Origin of the sequence: Exiguobacterium artemiae (assembly GCF_033342815.1) — a bacterium.
Taxonomy (GTDB): Bacteria; Bacillota; Bacilli; order Exiguobacteriales; family Exiguobacteriaceae; genus Exiguobacterium_A; species Exiguobacterium_A artemiae_A.
This window is the reverse complement of record NZ_JAWPEN010000004.1, coordinates 180,738-195,742: the sequence shown is the minus strand read 5'-3', so window position 1 is coordinate 195,742 and position 15,005 is coordinate 180,738. Positions and strand designations below refer to the sequence as shown.

General features: G+C 49.0%; 15 protein-coding genes. All 15 read left to right on the top strand.

Features of this window, described 5'->3' with window-relative positions:
- Positions 1-61: 61 nt before the first annotated feature.
- The 15 genes from R7V76_RS06495 (at position 62) to R7V76_RS06425 (ending at position 14,957) form a co-directional block, all read left to right on the top strand.
- Entirely contained in the window at positions 62-991 is a 930-nt protein-coding gene (locus R7V76_RS06495) for a mechanosensitive ion channel family protein (RefSeq protein WP_214766764.1), read from the top strand.
- Positions 963-1,151, top strand: coding sequence for a DUF951 domain-containing protein (locus tag R7V76_RS06490; protein ID WP_214766766.1), 189 nt, complete (start codon positions 963-965; stop codon positions 1,149-1,151). The genes R7V76_RS06495 and R7V76_RS06490 overlap by 29 nt, the downstream gene beginning before the upstream one ends.
- Positions 1,152-1,401: 250 nt before the next feature.
- On the top strand, positions 1,402-2,502 hold the full coding sequence (gene ychF, locus R7V76_RS06485) for a redox-regulated ATPase YchF (RefSeq protein ID WP_012371899.1): 1,101 nt from the start codon (positions 1,402-1,404) through the stop codon (positions 2,500-2,502).
- Positions 2,503-2,625: 123 nt separating this feature from the next.
- Positions 2,626-2,913 carry a 30S ribosomal protein S6 gene (gene rpsF / locus R7V76_RS06480; RefSeq protein ID WP_012371898.1) on the top strand — a complete coding sequence of 96 codons (288 nt, stop codon included), beginning with the start codon at positions 2,626-2,628 and terminating at the stop codon, positions 2,911-2,913.
- A gap of 23 nt (positions 2,914-2,936) precedes the next feature.
- Positions 2,937-3,464 (top strand): single-stranded DNA-binding protein, encoded by a 528-nt coding sequence (locus R7V76_RS06475; protein WP_012371897.1) that lies wholly within the window; start codon positions 2,937-2,939, stop codon positions 3,462-3,464.
- A gap of 47 nt (positions 3,465-3,511) precedes the next feature.
- Positions 3,512-3,742: a 30S ribosomal protein S18 gene (gene rpsR, locus R7V76_RS06470; RefSeq protein ID WP_012371896.1), complete on the top strand. Its 231-nt coding sequence runs from the start codon at positions 3,512-3,514 to the stop codon at positions 3,740-3,742.
- A gap of 137 nt (positions 3,743-3,879) precedes the next feature.
- Positions 3,880-5,865, top strand: a complete 1,986-nt coding sequence (locus R7V76_RS06465) for a DHH family phosphoesterase (RefSeq protein ID WP_012371895.1) — start codon at positions 3,880-3,882, stop codon at positions 5,863-5,865.
- On the top strand, positions 5,862-6,305 hold the full coding sequence (gene rplI / locus R7V76_RS06460; RefSeq protein WP_012371894.1) for a 50S ribosomal protein L9: 444 nt from the start codon (positions 5,862-5,864) through the stop codon (positions 6,303-6,305). The genes R7V76_RS06465 and rplI overlap by 4 nt, the downstream gene beginning before the upstream one ends.
- Positions 6,306-6,324: 19 nt before the next feature.
- Positions 6,325-7,677 (top strand): replicative DNA helicase, encoded by a 1,353-nt coding sequence (gene dnaB / locus R7V76_RS06455; protein ID WP_012371893.1) that lies wholly within the window; start codon positions 6,325-6,327, stop codon positions 7,675-7,677.
- Positions 7,678-7,895: 218 nt separating this feature from the next.
- Positions 7,896-9,188, top strand: a complete 1,293-nt coding sequence (locus R7V76_RS06450; RefSeq protein ID WP_318091668.1) for an adenylosuccinate synthase — start codon at positions 7,896-7,898, stop codon at positions 9,186-9,188.
- Between the two features lie 247 nt (positions 9,189-9,435).
- Entirely contained in the window at positions 9,436-10,146 is a 711-nt protein-coding gene (yycF, locus tag R7V76_RS06445; protein WP_012371891.1) for a response regulator YycF, read from the top strand.
- 2 nt (positions 10,147-10,148) lie between these two features.
- Positions 10,149-11,999, top strand: a complete 1,851-nt coding sequence (gene walK, locus R7V76_RS06440) for a cell wall metabolism sensor histidine kinase WalK (RefSeq protein ID WP_012371890.1) — start codon at positions 10,149-10,151, stop codon at positions 11,997-11,999.
- The gene (locus tag R7V76_RS06435) at positions 11,996-13,312 is read left to right on the top strand and encodes a YycH family regulatory protein (RefSeq protein WP_318091666.1); all 1,317 of its coding nucleotides are present in this window, start codon (positions 11,996-11,998) and stop codon (positions 13,310-13,312) included. The genes walK and R7V76_RS06435 overlap by 4 nt, the downstream gene beginning before the upstream one ends.
- Positions 13,313-13,318: 6 nt before the next feature.
- Positions 13,319-14,155, top strand: coding sequence for a two-component system regulatory protein YycI (locus R7V76_RS06430; RefSeq protein WP_290827938.1), 837 nt, complete (start codon positions 13,319-13,321; stop codon positions 14,153-14,155).
- A 10-nt stretch (positions 14,156-14,165) separates the two neighbouring features.
- Positions 14,166-14,957 (top strand): MBL fold metallo-hydrolase, encoded by a 792-nt coding sequence (locus R7V76_RS06425; protein WP_318091665.1) that lies wholly within the window; start codon positions 14,166-14,168, stop codon positions 14,955-14,957.
- The last annotated feature ends 48 nt before the right edge of the window (positions 14,958-15,005 follow it).

The following is a 15,005-nucleotide window of genomic DNA, read 5'->3' as shown; positions in this document are numbered from 1 at the left end:
TGAAAGTCATTTAAAATCACGTATACTGTCGTAATAGAGAGAAGTCGAAAGGATGGAGAGAATGGCTACCAATAAAGACGTACAGGATTCAGTCGCTCAAGTGGATCGGATTTTTGCACAAGTCATGGACGCAGACATGTGGATCCGCTTTGGGCTCAAGCTATTAATCGCCCTGATTATCATCGCCGGTTTTTATATACTGATGCGTATTTTAACAGGCGCGGTTTCACGACTATTTACGATTCGAAAGATTAATGAACACGATTCCCTGGCGCAACGCCAAAATGAAACGTTGCTGAAATTACTTCAAAATGCGATCCGTTACGTTCTTGGTATCGTCATGCTTCTGACGGTCCTCAGTCAGTTCGGGATCAACATCACGGGATTGGTCGCCAGTGCCGGTATCGCTGGTCTTGCCATCTCGTTTGGGGCAAAGAACCTGGTTCAGGATATCATTACCGGGGCCTTCATCATCTTTGAGCGTCAGTTCAAAGTCGGTGACTTCGTCCGTGTTGGTTTGATTGAGGGTGTCGTCACGGAACTCGGAATCCGGACGACGAAGTTAAAAGGATTGAATGGAGAAATCCATATCATTCCGAACGGACAAATCCTGCAGGTGACGAACTTCTCCGTCGACAACAGTTTTGCGTTGGTCGATGTGCAAGTTTCGTACGAAGAAGATTTGGAACGGGTCGAACAGGTCTTGCATCAAATCGCGAATGCGACGACTGAAAAATATACAGATATGTTTATCGAGCCGATTCAAATGCTTGGCGTTCAGACACTTGGACCTTCGGAAGTCGTCTATCGTCTGATGGCGGAAGTGCCGCCGATGCAACATTTCCAGGCCGGACGATTGATCCGGAAAGAACTCAAGCAAGGACTCGAACTGGAAGGAATTAAGATTCCGTATCCACGGATGGTCATGATGAATACAGAACAAGGGAATGGTGGTCAAGCCGATGGTGCCAAAAACGTACAATCTTCATGATTATGTCGAAATGAAAAAACAACATCCTTGCGGAACGAACCGTTGGCAAATTATCCGTGTCGGGATGGATATCCGGATTAAATGTCAAGGATGTGGCGCCAGTATCTTGATGCCGCGTCGTGACTTCGATAAGCGTTTAAAAAAAGTTTTACCTGAGTGAATATAGACAAATCCCTGGCGACCGTTACCGGTTGCCGGGGCTTTTTTACTAAAAATAAAACGATTGCGTTAAATTACGGCCAAACCTGCGTGAAACAATCTTGTCTGTAAAAAAAGAAGACGCATCTCCTTGCTTAAAAAAATTGAACTATCTATAATTGTGAAAGATGTGCTGACGTGGTGTAATCATTCTACCCACTGCGGCCGCTAGCACGGATTTCCTAGGAAATACCGAAAAGGAGGAATTCCAAGTGGGATTAACAGCCGGAATCGTTGGCTTACCAAACGTAGGAAAATCAACACTTTTTAACGCAATTACACAAGCAGGTGTCGAGGCGGCGAACTATCCGTTCGCAACGATCGACCCAAACGTCGGTGTCGTCGAGGTGCCGGATGCGCGTCTTCGTAAATTGACGGAACTCGTCAATCCGAAGAAAACAATCCCGACGGCATTCGAATTCACGGATATCGCCGGAATCGTCAAAGGCGCTTCAAAAGGAGAAGGGCTCGGAAATAAATTCTTGGCCAACATCCGTGAAGTGGATGCGATTTGTCAGGTCGTCCGTTGTTTCATCGATGAGAACATCACACACGTTTCAGGAAAAGTCTCACCAATCGATGATATCGAAACAATCAACCTTGAATTGATTCTTGCGGATCTCGAATTGGTTGAAAAACGAATCCAACGTGTTCAAAAACAAGTCAAGTCACGCGATAAAAATGCAGCGGGTGAACTCGAAGCACTTGAAATCGTTTTGGCATTACTGGAAGACGAAAAGCCGGCACGTCTTGCCGAGTTAACGGAAGATCAGGCAGCAATCGTCAAGCATTTCCAATTGTTGACGATGAAACCGATGCTTTATGTCGCAAACGTCGGCGAAGATGAAGTCGCAGACGCAGACAGTAACGAAAACGTCCGTCTCGTTCGTGAATTCGCAGCAAAAGAAGGCGCGGAAGTCATCATCATCTGTGCCCGGATTGAAGAAGAAATTGCTGAACTCGAGCCGGAAGAACGCCAAGAGTTCCTCGTTGACCTCGGAATCGAAGAATCAGGTCTTGATCAGTTGATCCACGCAGCATACAACACGCTTGGTCTTGCGACGTACTTCACAGCGGGTGAAAAAGAAGTTCGTGCCTGGACGTTCAAAAAAGGTATGAAAGCGCCGCAATGTGCCGGTGTCATTCACTCGGACTTCGAACGCGGATTCATCCGGGCGGAAGTTGTCGCTTACGAGGATTTGGCAGCAGCCGGAAACATGGCAACTGTTAAAGAACAAGGGCGCTACCGTTCTGAAGGAAAAGAATATGTCTTCCAAGACGGCGATGTCGTCACATTCCGCTTCAACGTTTAAGCGAAGCGAACGAATGGTTATTGCATAAACCAAAATACTTTGATAGTATTAACAAATGTGAGTAATGAATTATTGCTCCTTGCTCGATGAATCGAGCCGCCAGTCCAAGAGGAGGTGACAGATATGCGTAAATACGAAGTACTTTACATCATCCGTCCGGAAGTTGATGAGGAAGCACGAAAAGCTCTAGTTGAGCGTTTCAACAAAGTCCTCACTGACAACGGTGGTACAGTTGAAAAAACAACTGAAATGGGTAAACGTCGTTTTGCTTACGAAATCAATGATATGCGTGAAGGTTTCTACGTTCTTCTTAACGTGACTGCTGAACCAGCAGCTACTAAAGAACTTGACCGTCTCATGAAGATCAGTGACGATATCGTTCGCTTAATGATCACAAAAGACGAGAAATAAGCTGAAACAGGAGAGTGATTCTGATGATTAACCGCGTCGTTTTAGTCGGTCGGTTAACTCGTGACCCTGAAATGCGTTATACGCAGAGCGGGATTGCGGTAACGCGATTCACACTCGCTTGTGACCGTCCGTTTACAGGACAAGATGGGAAGCGAGAAGCTGACTTCATCGATTGCGTCGTATGGCGCAAGCAAGCAGAGAACGTTGCTCAGTATTTGAAAAAAGGGAGCCTTGCAGGAGTTGAGGGTCGCCTTCAGATTAGTAGCTATGACGATAAAGATGGTCAACGTCGTTATCGTGCAGAAGTCGTCGCGGATAGTGTTCGATTCCTTGAATCACGCAATGCAAGCCGTTCTTCCGATAGTGATAGCTACTCTTCGAATTCAAATACAGGTGGAAACGGAAATGCTGCAGGATGGGGTTCACAGCAACAGCAGAACAACTCTTCCTCGCCAGCACCCGCTTCATCTTCATCGAATTCGGGCTTCGGCGCTGATCCGTTCAGCGGCGGCAGTTCGATCGATCTTTCAGACGACGATCTTCCATTCTAATGGAAACGTCGGACTGAAAAATTTACTCTAAAAAGGAGGTTAATCACATGGCACGTCGTCCAGGTGGAAAACGTCGTCGTAAAGTATGTTACTTCACGTCGAACCACATCACTCATATCGATTATAAAGACGTAGAACTTCTCAAACGTTTCATTTCGGAACGCGGTAAGATTCTTCCACGTCGTGTGACTGGTACTTCAGCGAAATACCAACGTCCACTTACAATCGCAATCAAACGTTCACGTCAAATGGCTTTAATTCCATACGTAGCTGACTGATTACGGTCCAGCGCTTTTCCTTTTCGAAGGAAAGGCGCTTTTTTTCGCTTCGCTTTCAACCGGTCCGCCTTTTCGGTTATAATATACAAGTTACCGAATTTTTCATACGAGTATATTTAGTATACAAGGAGGACGCGATGGGGTTAGGTCAGCAAGTATCACCTGAGCGAGAACAGCGCTTTTTTCGCTTCGTTCCGTATCTGTTAATCGTGGCTCTACTTTTTGTCATTGCCGTCGATCACCCAATCATCGCAGCGGTTGGAGCCGTCTTGACGACGGCACTGTTTGTCCTTCATCTGCTGGAGGAACGACGTGGTCGGAAGTCTTGGGAAAGCTACGTCGCCGGTATATCGATTCAAGTCGAAGACACCGGTCAAGATGCTTTGACGAACATGCCGATTGGAATTTTACTTTATGATGAAGAAGCACGTGTCACCTGGTTTAATGATCCGATGCGTGAAATTTTCGGAGATCTGGCCATGGGACACGTTTTGACGGATCTTGATCCTTTGTTCGTGGAAATGATCGGTGTCGATGAAGATCAAGCGACACTTGAAATCGGCGAATCGGTTTACCGTGTCTTTTCAAACAGCGAAAACCGGACCTTCTACTTGTTCGACATGACAGAAGAAGCCCAGGTCGAGCAGCAACTGGTCGATAATCAAACGGTGATCGGCGTCATCTATCTCGATAACTATGACGAGATGACACAAGGGATTGAAGATCAGCTTCGCAGCGAATTGAACAGCCGCGTCACCCAATTGTTGAATCACTGGGCCGCGGATCACGGCACGTATATCAAACGGACTGCTTCCGACCGTTACTTCATTGTGACGACGGAAGAGAACTTACGGATTTTGGAACGGTCGAAATTTACGATTCTCGATACCGTCCGGGAAGAAACGAGCCAACGCGGTGTCCAGTTGACGCTCTCGATCGGAATCGGATGCGGCAGTGATCCGATTCCGGCACTTGGTTTGATGGCTCAATCGAGTCTCGATCTGGCCTTAGGCCGCGGGGGCGATCAGGTCGTCATCAAGCGGGACGGGAAAGTTCGTTTTTACGGCGGAAAAACCAATCCGACCGAAAAACGGACCCGTGTCCGGGCCCGTGTCATTGCCAATTCCTTGCGTGATTTAATGCAGGAATCAAGCCGTGTCCTTATCATGGGACACCGGAATCCGGATATGGATTCCCTCGGCTCCTCGATTGGAATTTTAAAATTAGCCGAGATGAACGATAAAGAAGCTCATATCGTTCTACCGGAAGCCGATATCGGACAAGGGATCCGGCGGATGATGAATGAAATCAGCCAGGAACCAAAACTCGAGACCCGTTTCATCAATGCATTCCAGGCCGATCAGTTGATTGATGATCAGGCACTTCTGATTATCGTCGACACTCATAAACCGTCGCTCGTCGTCGTCCCGGCATTGCTGGAGCGTTTTGAACGCCTGGTCGTCATCGACCATCACCGGCGGGGCGAAGACTTCATTGAAGAACCGGTTCTCGTGTATCTCGAACCGTATGCGTCATCGACGTCAGAACTGGTCACGGAACTGATTGAATATCAGCCGACGAATCAGAAACTGGCGATGCTTGAAGCGACAGCCTTACTTGCCGGAATCATCGTCGATACGAAAGGCTTTACGTTACGGACCGGTTCCCGGACGTTCGATGCGGCATCGTATTTACGTTCGCAGGGCGCCGATACAGTCCTCGTGCAAGAGTTCCTAAGTCAGGACCTCGAGACGTACGTCGAGCAGTCGCATATCCTCGAGCGGACAGAAGTCTACGCTGCCGGGATGGCGATTGCGACGGCCGAGCCCGGTGTCATTCATGATCAGGTCCTGATTGCCCAAACGGCAGATCAGCTGTTATCGCTCCAAGGCATCCGTGCCGCGTTCGTCATTGCGGAATTACAGGACGGCAGGACGGCGATCAGTGCCCGTTCACTCGGTGAAGTGAACGTTCAACTGATTATGGAGACACTTGGCGGCGGCGGTCATTTAACGAATGCAGCGACACAGATGACCGAATCGGTCCTGACCGTCGCAACCGAATTGAGAAAAGCGATTGACCACTATTTAGAAGATGAGACAAAAGGAGAGGAAACAGAATGAAAGTTATTTTCTTACAAGATGTAAAAGGCCAAGGTAAAACAGGAGACGTCAAGGACGTCGCTGACGCATACGCAAACAACGTATTGTTCAAAAAGAAATTGGCACGTCCGGCTACAACGGGAAACCTCAAGCAGCATGAAGCACATGAGCGTAAAGCGGCAGAAGAAGCGAAACAAGCATTACAAGATGCGCAAGCATTAAAAGAAAAGATTGAAAAAGAAACGATCATCGTTTCAACAAAAACAGGTGAAGGCGGTCGTGTCTTCGGTTCTGTCACAAGCAAACAGATTGCAGATGAGTTGAAACAGATGGGGTACAAAATCGATAAACGTAAAATCGAACTCGAGCACCCGATCAAGACACTCGGCGTCACGAAAGTACCACTGAAACTGCACAATGAAGTCACAGCAACGTTAAATGTCCAGGTTAAAGAAGCGTGAGTAGAAAAGGGGACCGGTGATGAGTGATGTAATGCAAAATACGCCCCCCCAGAGCATTGAGGCGGAACAAGCCGTCCTTGGGGCGATCATGATCGATGCGGATCGACTGATCAGTGCGTCCGAACGATTATTGCCACAAGATTTTTATCGTGCGGCCCATCAACGGATTTTTGAAACGATGCTTGTGTTGTCGGATCGCGGAGAAGCCATCGATCTCGTAACCGTTACGGCGGAACTGAGTACGCTTGGCATCCTCGAGGAAGTCGGCGGTTTGCCGTACCTCGGTGAACTGGCGGAAGGGGTTCCGACTGCCGCAAACATCAATTATTACGTCAATGTCGTCGATCAAAAGTCGACCTTGCGCCGATTGATCCGGACCGCCAATGAAATCGTCACGGATGGTTATGAACGGCAAAATGAGGTCGACGTCCTGCTCAATGAAGCGGAACGGAAGATTCTCGAAGTATCACAAGGAAAAGGCAGTGCCAGTTTCATTCCGATTTCGGATGTCCTGACGAGCGCCTATGCGACGATTGATAAATTGCATAAACAGAGCGGCGAGACGACCGGGATTCCAACCGGCTTCCGTGATCTCGACAAAGTGACGGCCGGATTCCAGCGCAACGATTTAATCATCGTGGCCGCCCGTCCGTCTGTCGGGAAGACGGCGTTTGCCTTGAACATCTCGCAAAATGTCGCGACCCGTGCCGATGAGAATGTCGCCATCTTCAGTCTTGAGATGGGTGCGGAGCAGCTCGTCATGCGGATGCTCTGTGCAGAAGGCAATGTCGATGCCCAGCGTCTCCGGACCGGACAGCTTGAGGACGAGGATTGGGGTAAGTTATCGCTTGCGATGAGCAGTCTGTCACAAGCCGGCATCTACATCGACGATACACCGGGTATCCGTGTCAACGACATCCGGGCGAAATGCCGCCGTTTGAAGCAGGAACATGGTCTCGGGATGATCATGATTGATTACCTGCAGCTGATTCAAGGGAACGGCCGTTCAAGCGATAACCGGCAACAGGAAGTCTCTGAGATTTCCCGGTCCTTGAAGTCGCTCGCCCGTGAACTTGAAGTCCCCGTCATTGCGTTATCGCAGCTGTCACGGGGAGTTGAGAGCCGGCAGGATAAACGGCCGATGATGTCCGATATCCGGGAATCCGGAGCAATCGAGCAGGATGCCGATATCGTCGCTTTTTTATACCGCGATGATTATTACAACAAAGAAACGGAAGATGCGAACACGATTGAGATCATTATCGCGAAACAGCGGAATGGTCCGACCGGTACCGTCAAACTCGCTTTCCGGAAAGAGTTCAACAAGTTCGTTGACCTCGAACCGAATAATTCGTATGCCCCACCCGCCTAAACGGGTTCAAAACGCTTCTGTCTTCCGGGACAGAGGCGTTTTTTCAATCATTATGTTTGAATATCTTGAAGAGAAAGGAAAAAAATGAATTAAAAACGTCTTTTAAACGAACGAAAAAGAAATGTAACATTTAATTGTTCGGTATTTGGTTGACTTCTTTTTTTTTCCGCGTTACACTTAGTCGTGGTTTTGAATCGTACGTGGAGGTGGATGAGAATATGTCATCAGTAGTAGTAGTCGGAACACAATGGGGCGACGAAGGAAAAGGAAAGATTACCGATTTTCTTTCGAAAAAAGCCGATGTCGTTGCTCGTTATCAAGGTGGAGACAATGCCGGACATACAATCGTATTTAATAATGAGATGTATAAGTTACACCTGATTCCATCTGGAATTTTTTACTCAGACAAGAAATGTGTCATCGGGAACGGACTGGTCGTCAACCCGAAATCGCTCGTCAAGGAACTGAAGTATCTGCACGATCGTGGTGTTTCAACGGATAACTTACTGATTTCGAATCGTGCGCATGTTATCTTGCCGTACCATCAGTTGCAGGATCAGCTCGAAGAAGAAGCAAAAGGCGATGCGAAAGTCGGAACGACGCTCAAAGGAATCGGACCGTGCTACATGGATAAAGCAGCACGGATTGGAATCCGGATGGCTGATTTACTCGACAAAGAAACATTCGCTGAAAAATTAAAAATCGTCCTCGAACAGAAAAACCGGATGTTCACGAAGATGTATGACGCGGAAGCGATTGCGTTCGACGATATCTTCGAAGAATACTACGCCTACGGTCAAGAGTTCGCGAAGTATGTCTGCGATACATCGGTCGTCGTCAACGACAGCCTCGATAAAGGGGAAAAAGTCCTCTTTGAAGGCGCACAAGGCGTCCTGCTCGATCTCGACCACGGAACGTACCCGTTCGTCACGTCATCGAACGCATCAGCCGGTGGTGTCGCTTCAGGTGTCGGCGTCGGTCCAGCCCGGATCGATCACGTCGTCGGTGTGTGTAAAGCATACACGTCACGTGTCGGTGATGGTCCTTTCCCGACAGAATTGTTTGACGAAATCGGTCATCAGATTCGTGAAGTCGGCCGTGAATACGGTACGACGACAGGCCGTCCGCGCCGTGTCGGCTGGTTTGACTCGGTTGTCGTGCGTCACTCACGCCGTACAAGCGGTTTGACGGATCTTTCACTCAACTCGATCGATGTCCTGACAGGAATCGAAACGCTTAAAATCTGTACGTCGTACGAATTCAACGGCAAACAGATTGATGAGTATCCGGCAAGCTTCCGTGATCTCGAAGCATGTGTCCCGGTCTATGAAGAGTTACCGGGTTGGAAAGAAGACATCACGCATATCCGTAAGTTTGAAGATCTGCCGATCAATGCACAGAACTACGTCAAACGGATTGCAGATTTGACAGGGATCTCGCTTGTCACGTTCTCCGTCGGACCGGGTCGTGAACAAACGGTCGTTCTCCGTGATTTATACGAAGAAGCTTAATGTTTTAAAGACGGCAACTCCGGATTTTTTGAATCTGGAGTTGCTTTTTTCATCTCTGATTAAGCGAAATCATTCACAAGATCGATGGAACGGGCGTATAATGAAGATAATGTTTCACGTGGAACGCATGACGTGAACGTATGATGAAGTCAACAGAGTGGCGTCGGGAGTTTCCGTCGCCACCTTTCTATATGCCTGAAAAACAGGTAAAATAGATTGAATAGAAATTATTAAGGGGGAACACCCAGTGACGGAACGTAAAATCCTCGTCGTCGATGACGAGCAACCGATTGCCGATATATTAAAATTTAAATTAGAAAAAGAAGGTTATAGTGTCGCCGTAGCAAATGATGGAGTGGAAGCACTCGAGAAAGTCGAAGAGTTCAATCCCGATTTGATTTTGCTGGATATCATGTTGCCCTTGATGGATGGCATGGAAGTTTGCCGGGAAGTCCGGAAAACTTCAAAAGTCCCGATCATTATGCTGACAGCAAAGGATTCCGAAATCGATACGGTCCTCGGCCTTGAGCTTGGTGCCAATGATTACGTCACGAAGCCATTCAGCTCACGCGAATTATTAGCACGTGTGAAGGCACATTTGCGGAACGTCAATACCGTCGAAGCGGCACCTGCCAATGCAGGACCGGGTCCGCTCAAAGTAGGAGAACTGTATATCGATACGAATTCTCATACCGTTACACGACAAGATCAAAAAATCGAGCTGACGCAACGTGAGTTTGAACTGTTACATTACTTGGCAAAAAATATCGGGCAAGTCATGACCCGGGAACACTTGCTTCAAACAGTATGGGGATACGACTACTTCGGTGATGTACGGACCGTCGACGTCACAGTGCGCCGTCTGCGTGAAAAAGTCGAGGACAACCCGAGTACACCAATCTATATCATGACCCGCCGCGGTGTCGGCTACTATCTCCAAGACGGGGAGAATGAATAACGATGTTAAAAGGAACGAACTTCTTTAAATCGATCCAGTGGAAGCTTGTCGTCATTTATGCGTTGTTGATTTTAGTCGCGATGCAAGTCATTGGGGTTTACTTCGTTCGTTCTCTTGAAAAACAGTACATTACGAACTTCTCAAAATCTGTTGAAGACCGGGCCGGACTTGTCGCGTACAATGTCGGGAAGGAATTCGATAAGACAGGCGATGATGAGGCCTCCAAACGGCAGTTGTCTGAATCTCTTGGACAGCTGCTGTCTGAGTTTAGTAGTGGCTCGACGTCAAGAAACGACATTCTCGAAGTACAAATCATTGATCAGGATTCGATCATTCAAGCGACATCCGACGAAGACAATCAGTCAGCAGTCGGACAACGGGCAACGAATTCACTGATTAAAAAAGCACAAGCCACGAGTTCATCTCGTGTCGATACCGTCCTTGATCCGACGACGGAAGACAAGATCCGTATCTTTGCCGTCCCTGTCACCTCCGAGCGGACCGGGGCGACGACCGGCATGATTTATGTCCGGGCGTCGATGGAGTCGATCTATTCTCAAATGCAACAAGTCACACGGATCTTGGCAACGGGGACAGTGATTGCACTTGTCATCACCTCGATTCTCGGTGTCCTGTTATCGCGGACAATCACCCGTCCGATTTCGGACATGCGGCGTCAAGCGATCGAGATGCGGCGCGGGAACTTCTCGCGGAAGGTTAAAGTGTATTCCGACGATGAAATCGGTCAGTTGGCGCGTTCCTTCAACGAACTGACGGATGAATTGCTCGAAGCGAACGCGACGACTGAAGCCGAGAGGCGGAAATTGACGAGCGTCCTCGAAAATATGACGGATGGCGTGATTGCGACAGACCGGACATTACGGGTTATCCTGATGAACGATCAAGCGAAGGATATCGTCGGTGTCGATGAATCCGGTATTGTCGGGACGAACTTAAAGGATCTCCTCGCACTTGGAGACGACTTCATGATTCCGGAAGACGGAACGATGCCGCCCCGTCTGCTCGATTTCAGCAGTGAGGATGAACTGTTCCTTGTCCGGGCCTTCTTCTCGCCGGTCAAAAAGCACAGTGGTCCGATTACCGGGATGATCATCGTCCTGCATGACGTCACGGAGCAGGAACAGGTCGAGCAGGACCGACGCGAATTCGTCGCGAACGTCAGCCACGAACTCCGGACACCGCTGACGACGATGCGGAGTTATCTGGAAGCCCTGGCGGAAGGCGCATACCAGGATGAAGAACTGGCACCTCGTTTCCTTGAAACGACACAAAACGAAACGGAGCGGATGATCCGCCTCGTCACCGATCTGTTGCAACTGTCGAAAATGGACAGCAAGGAATACAAGATGAACAAAGTCCGTTTTGATTACATTCAATTCTTAAACGATATCCTAGACCGTCACGATATGACAAAACCGGAACGGATTCGGTTCCGGCGCAAGATCATGAAGCGGAAAGTCTACATCCGCGGGGACCAGGATAAGTTGATCCAGGTCGCGGACAATATCCTGACGAATGCCATCAAGTATTCACCGGAAGGCGGTACGATTACCGTCCGGACGATGTTACGGGCAAAACGAATCGTCATCAGCATCAAAGACGAAGGTGTCGGGATTCCAAAAGCGAACTTACAGAAAATCTTTGAACGTTTCTATCGGGTTGATAAAGCACGGGCCCGGAAGATTGGCGGAACCGGACTCGGTCTCTCGATTGCCAAAGATGTCGTTTCGGCGCATGGCGGTGACATTTGGGCAGAAAGCGAGTGGGGACGCGGCACGACGATTTACTTTACGCTTCCGTATGAGGTGATCGAAGAGGTGGACATCGGATGACGAAACAGCGACTGAAATCCATCGCGTTGATTCTTCTGGTCAGCGCTTCGATTGTCCAGACGGCGATGTTATGGACGTATCATCCGAGCAGTGAGTCGATTGAGCAGGAGCAGGTGTCGTTTAATGAAATCGATGCCTCGAAGACGGTTGAAGGAAATCAGCTGATTAATCCGGAACTTGTCGTCTACTCGAACGGTGAAAGTGCCTATCAGACCCAGATCATCGGTCGGACGATTCTAAACCGGATCGGCGCCTCGTTTGATGTCGGTGTTCTTGTTTTGACCGATAAGGCATCCAACATTCCGGTCAGTAAACGGAGTGTCGAGATGATTTTCCCGACGCCGATCAGTTCGAAGATGCTCGAGGAATTACTCGGGGAAAAACAAATTGCGATGTCTGAACCAATCAAACGGCTTTATCTGCTCGATTATGAAGGACCGATCCTTCGGCTGGAGTCGACGACCGGACGATTTAAAGACTTTAAGTTAATCGGCGATGAAACGGTCTTAAAACGGTTATTCGCCTATGACAAGAAAAAACCGATGACGAAAGTCGAGCTCAAGGGCGGTGACTATACGTATGTCCCGAGCGGTGCAACAAAACTGGAAGAAGTCTTCGTCTACGATGACATCGCACAGGATCCGAAACCGCTGAGCCGGATCGAGAGTGCGTTCTTTACGGAAAACTCGAACGTGCAGCAAATCAAAAGCCGGGATGATCTCGACGTTCTGACGGACGGTGTCAGTGTCTCGACCTATGACCGGGATTACAATGCGTTCCGTTTCAATACGTTGTCGCCGAACACCCAGACCTCGTCCATCGATTACAGTACTATCGTGAGTTATATCAACATCCATGGCGGATGGCTCGATCCTGTAACGCAACGCAGCGGCTTCCGGTATTACTTTGATCAGATGTCGAAAACGGATGAAGAACAGGCGGCGACGTTCCGCTTGTATTTGAACCGGTATCCGATCTTCGGTGAAACAGGACCGTTGCTCGAACAACCGGACTTCGATCTCGCGACCATCAAAGTCACGTTCGAAGAAAATCAAATCCGTTCGCTCAGCCGCAGCATGATTCGGGCGGATCGGAAGTTGTTGCTTCGGGAAACAACCTTGCCGTCGATCGATCAGATAAAAAAACAGCTTGAATCCGCTGATCTGTTGGATGAGATTTCCGGCATCCGGATGGGGTATGAGATGACATACGAAATTGAAACGAGTCGTTATGCCTTGTTTAAGCCGGCCTGGTTCGTCAAACACAACGGGAAATGGACGACGGTCGATCAAGCTATCGGAAAAGAGGGGTAAGGATTCATGGATTGGAGTAAAGCAAAAACGTTATTGATTTTGACGTTCCTGATCCTGAACGCCTATCTTGCCGTTCAGTTGATGGACCGAATGATCGATCCCCGAATCGTCACAACGAACGCGGACGGGAAAACTGTTTTGAAAGAACGAAAAATTGATGAAAAGAAACTGCAGACCGTCTCGAAAGACATCGGTTATTTGACGGCGGAAGTCGATACGAGTTCATTGACGCCGAAATCAGGTTCACCGATTCAAGATGCTGTCACGTCTGTCAAAAATCAAATCGAGTGGTCGGTTCGTCTGACGAAACCCTTCCCACTCGAAGCGAAAGCGATGCGCGATTCCGCGACATCGTTTGTCCAGTCGTCGGCTGCGTACGGGACAGACTATACGTTTTGGAAATATGACAGCAAACACAACGAGATGACGTTTGTTCAGACGTACAAGGAGCAACCGCTGTACTCGACGCCGCAACAGTCGCGCGAAGATGACGCGATGATTGGTCCGTCCCTGCTGGTGCTCCAGTTGAACGATCAGAAGGAAATCGTTAGCTACAAACAACGTCACTTAAACAAAGTCGTCCGTCAGGCGCAGGATGTCACGTTATTATCGGCGAGTGAATCCGTCATCCAACTGTCGGAGCAGGGTCTGTTCCCCGCTTCGAAACGAATGACGAGCCAAAAACTCGGTTACTTCTGTCTCGTGACGGAAGGAACGAAATCGGTGCAGATTTTACCGCCGACGTGGCAGATTGAACTGAACGGAGAAGAACTGTATTTCGTCAATGCAATCGACGGCGGAGTCCAGACCATCGAACGGCTTGATACCGTTTCAGAGAAATGAGGAATGCACGATGAGCCTATACTACAGCGTCCTTGCCAGTGGCTCGACGGGGAATGCCCTCTATATCGAAAGTGAACAGACGCGTCTGCTCGTTGACGCCGGCCTGACCGGGAAAGCGATGCTCGCCCTGTTTGACCAGATTCACCGGTCACCGGATCAGATTGACGGCCTGTTCGTCACGCACGAACATTCTGATCATATTAAAGGTGTCGGCATCATGGCCCGGAAGTACAACATCCCGCTCTATGCGAACGAAAAGACGTGGGCGGCGATGGAAGCGAAGATCGGCAAAATCGATCCCGCACTGAAGTTCCTGTGGGAAGTCGGTGAAGTCAAACAGTTCGGCGATATCGAAGTCGAGTCGTTTAACGTCAGTCATGACGCGGCCGATCCGATGTTCTTCCAGTTTGCCCACGAAGGCAAACGGCTGGCCCACATCACGGATACCGGCTACGTGTCGGACCGGATGAAGGGTGTCATCCGCGGAGCCGATGCCTACATCTTTGAAGCGAACCATGATATCGGGATGCTTCAGATGGGGCATTACCCGTGGAGCGTCAAACGGCGGATTCTTGGCGATTACGGACACGTTTCAAACGAAGACGCCGCGATCGCGATGAGCGAAGTGCTCGACGACCGGACGAAACGGATCCACATGGCCCACTTGAGTAAGGACAACAACATGAAGGAACTGGCCCGGATGAGTGTCTCACAGACGCTCGCAAGCCGCGATGTCGACCTTAGCAAAATCCAGTTGCTCGACACGGATCCGGTCATTCCGACACCCCTCTTGAAGCTTTGATTATGGGAAATTACTGAATATGCTCAAAAGACCCCCACATTTGGCTAA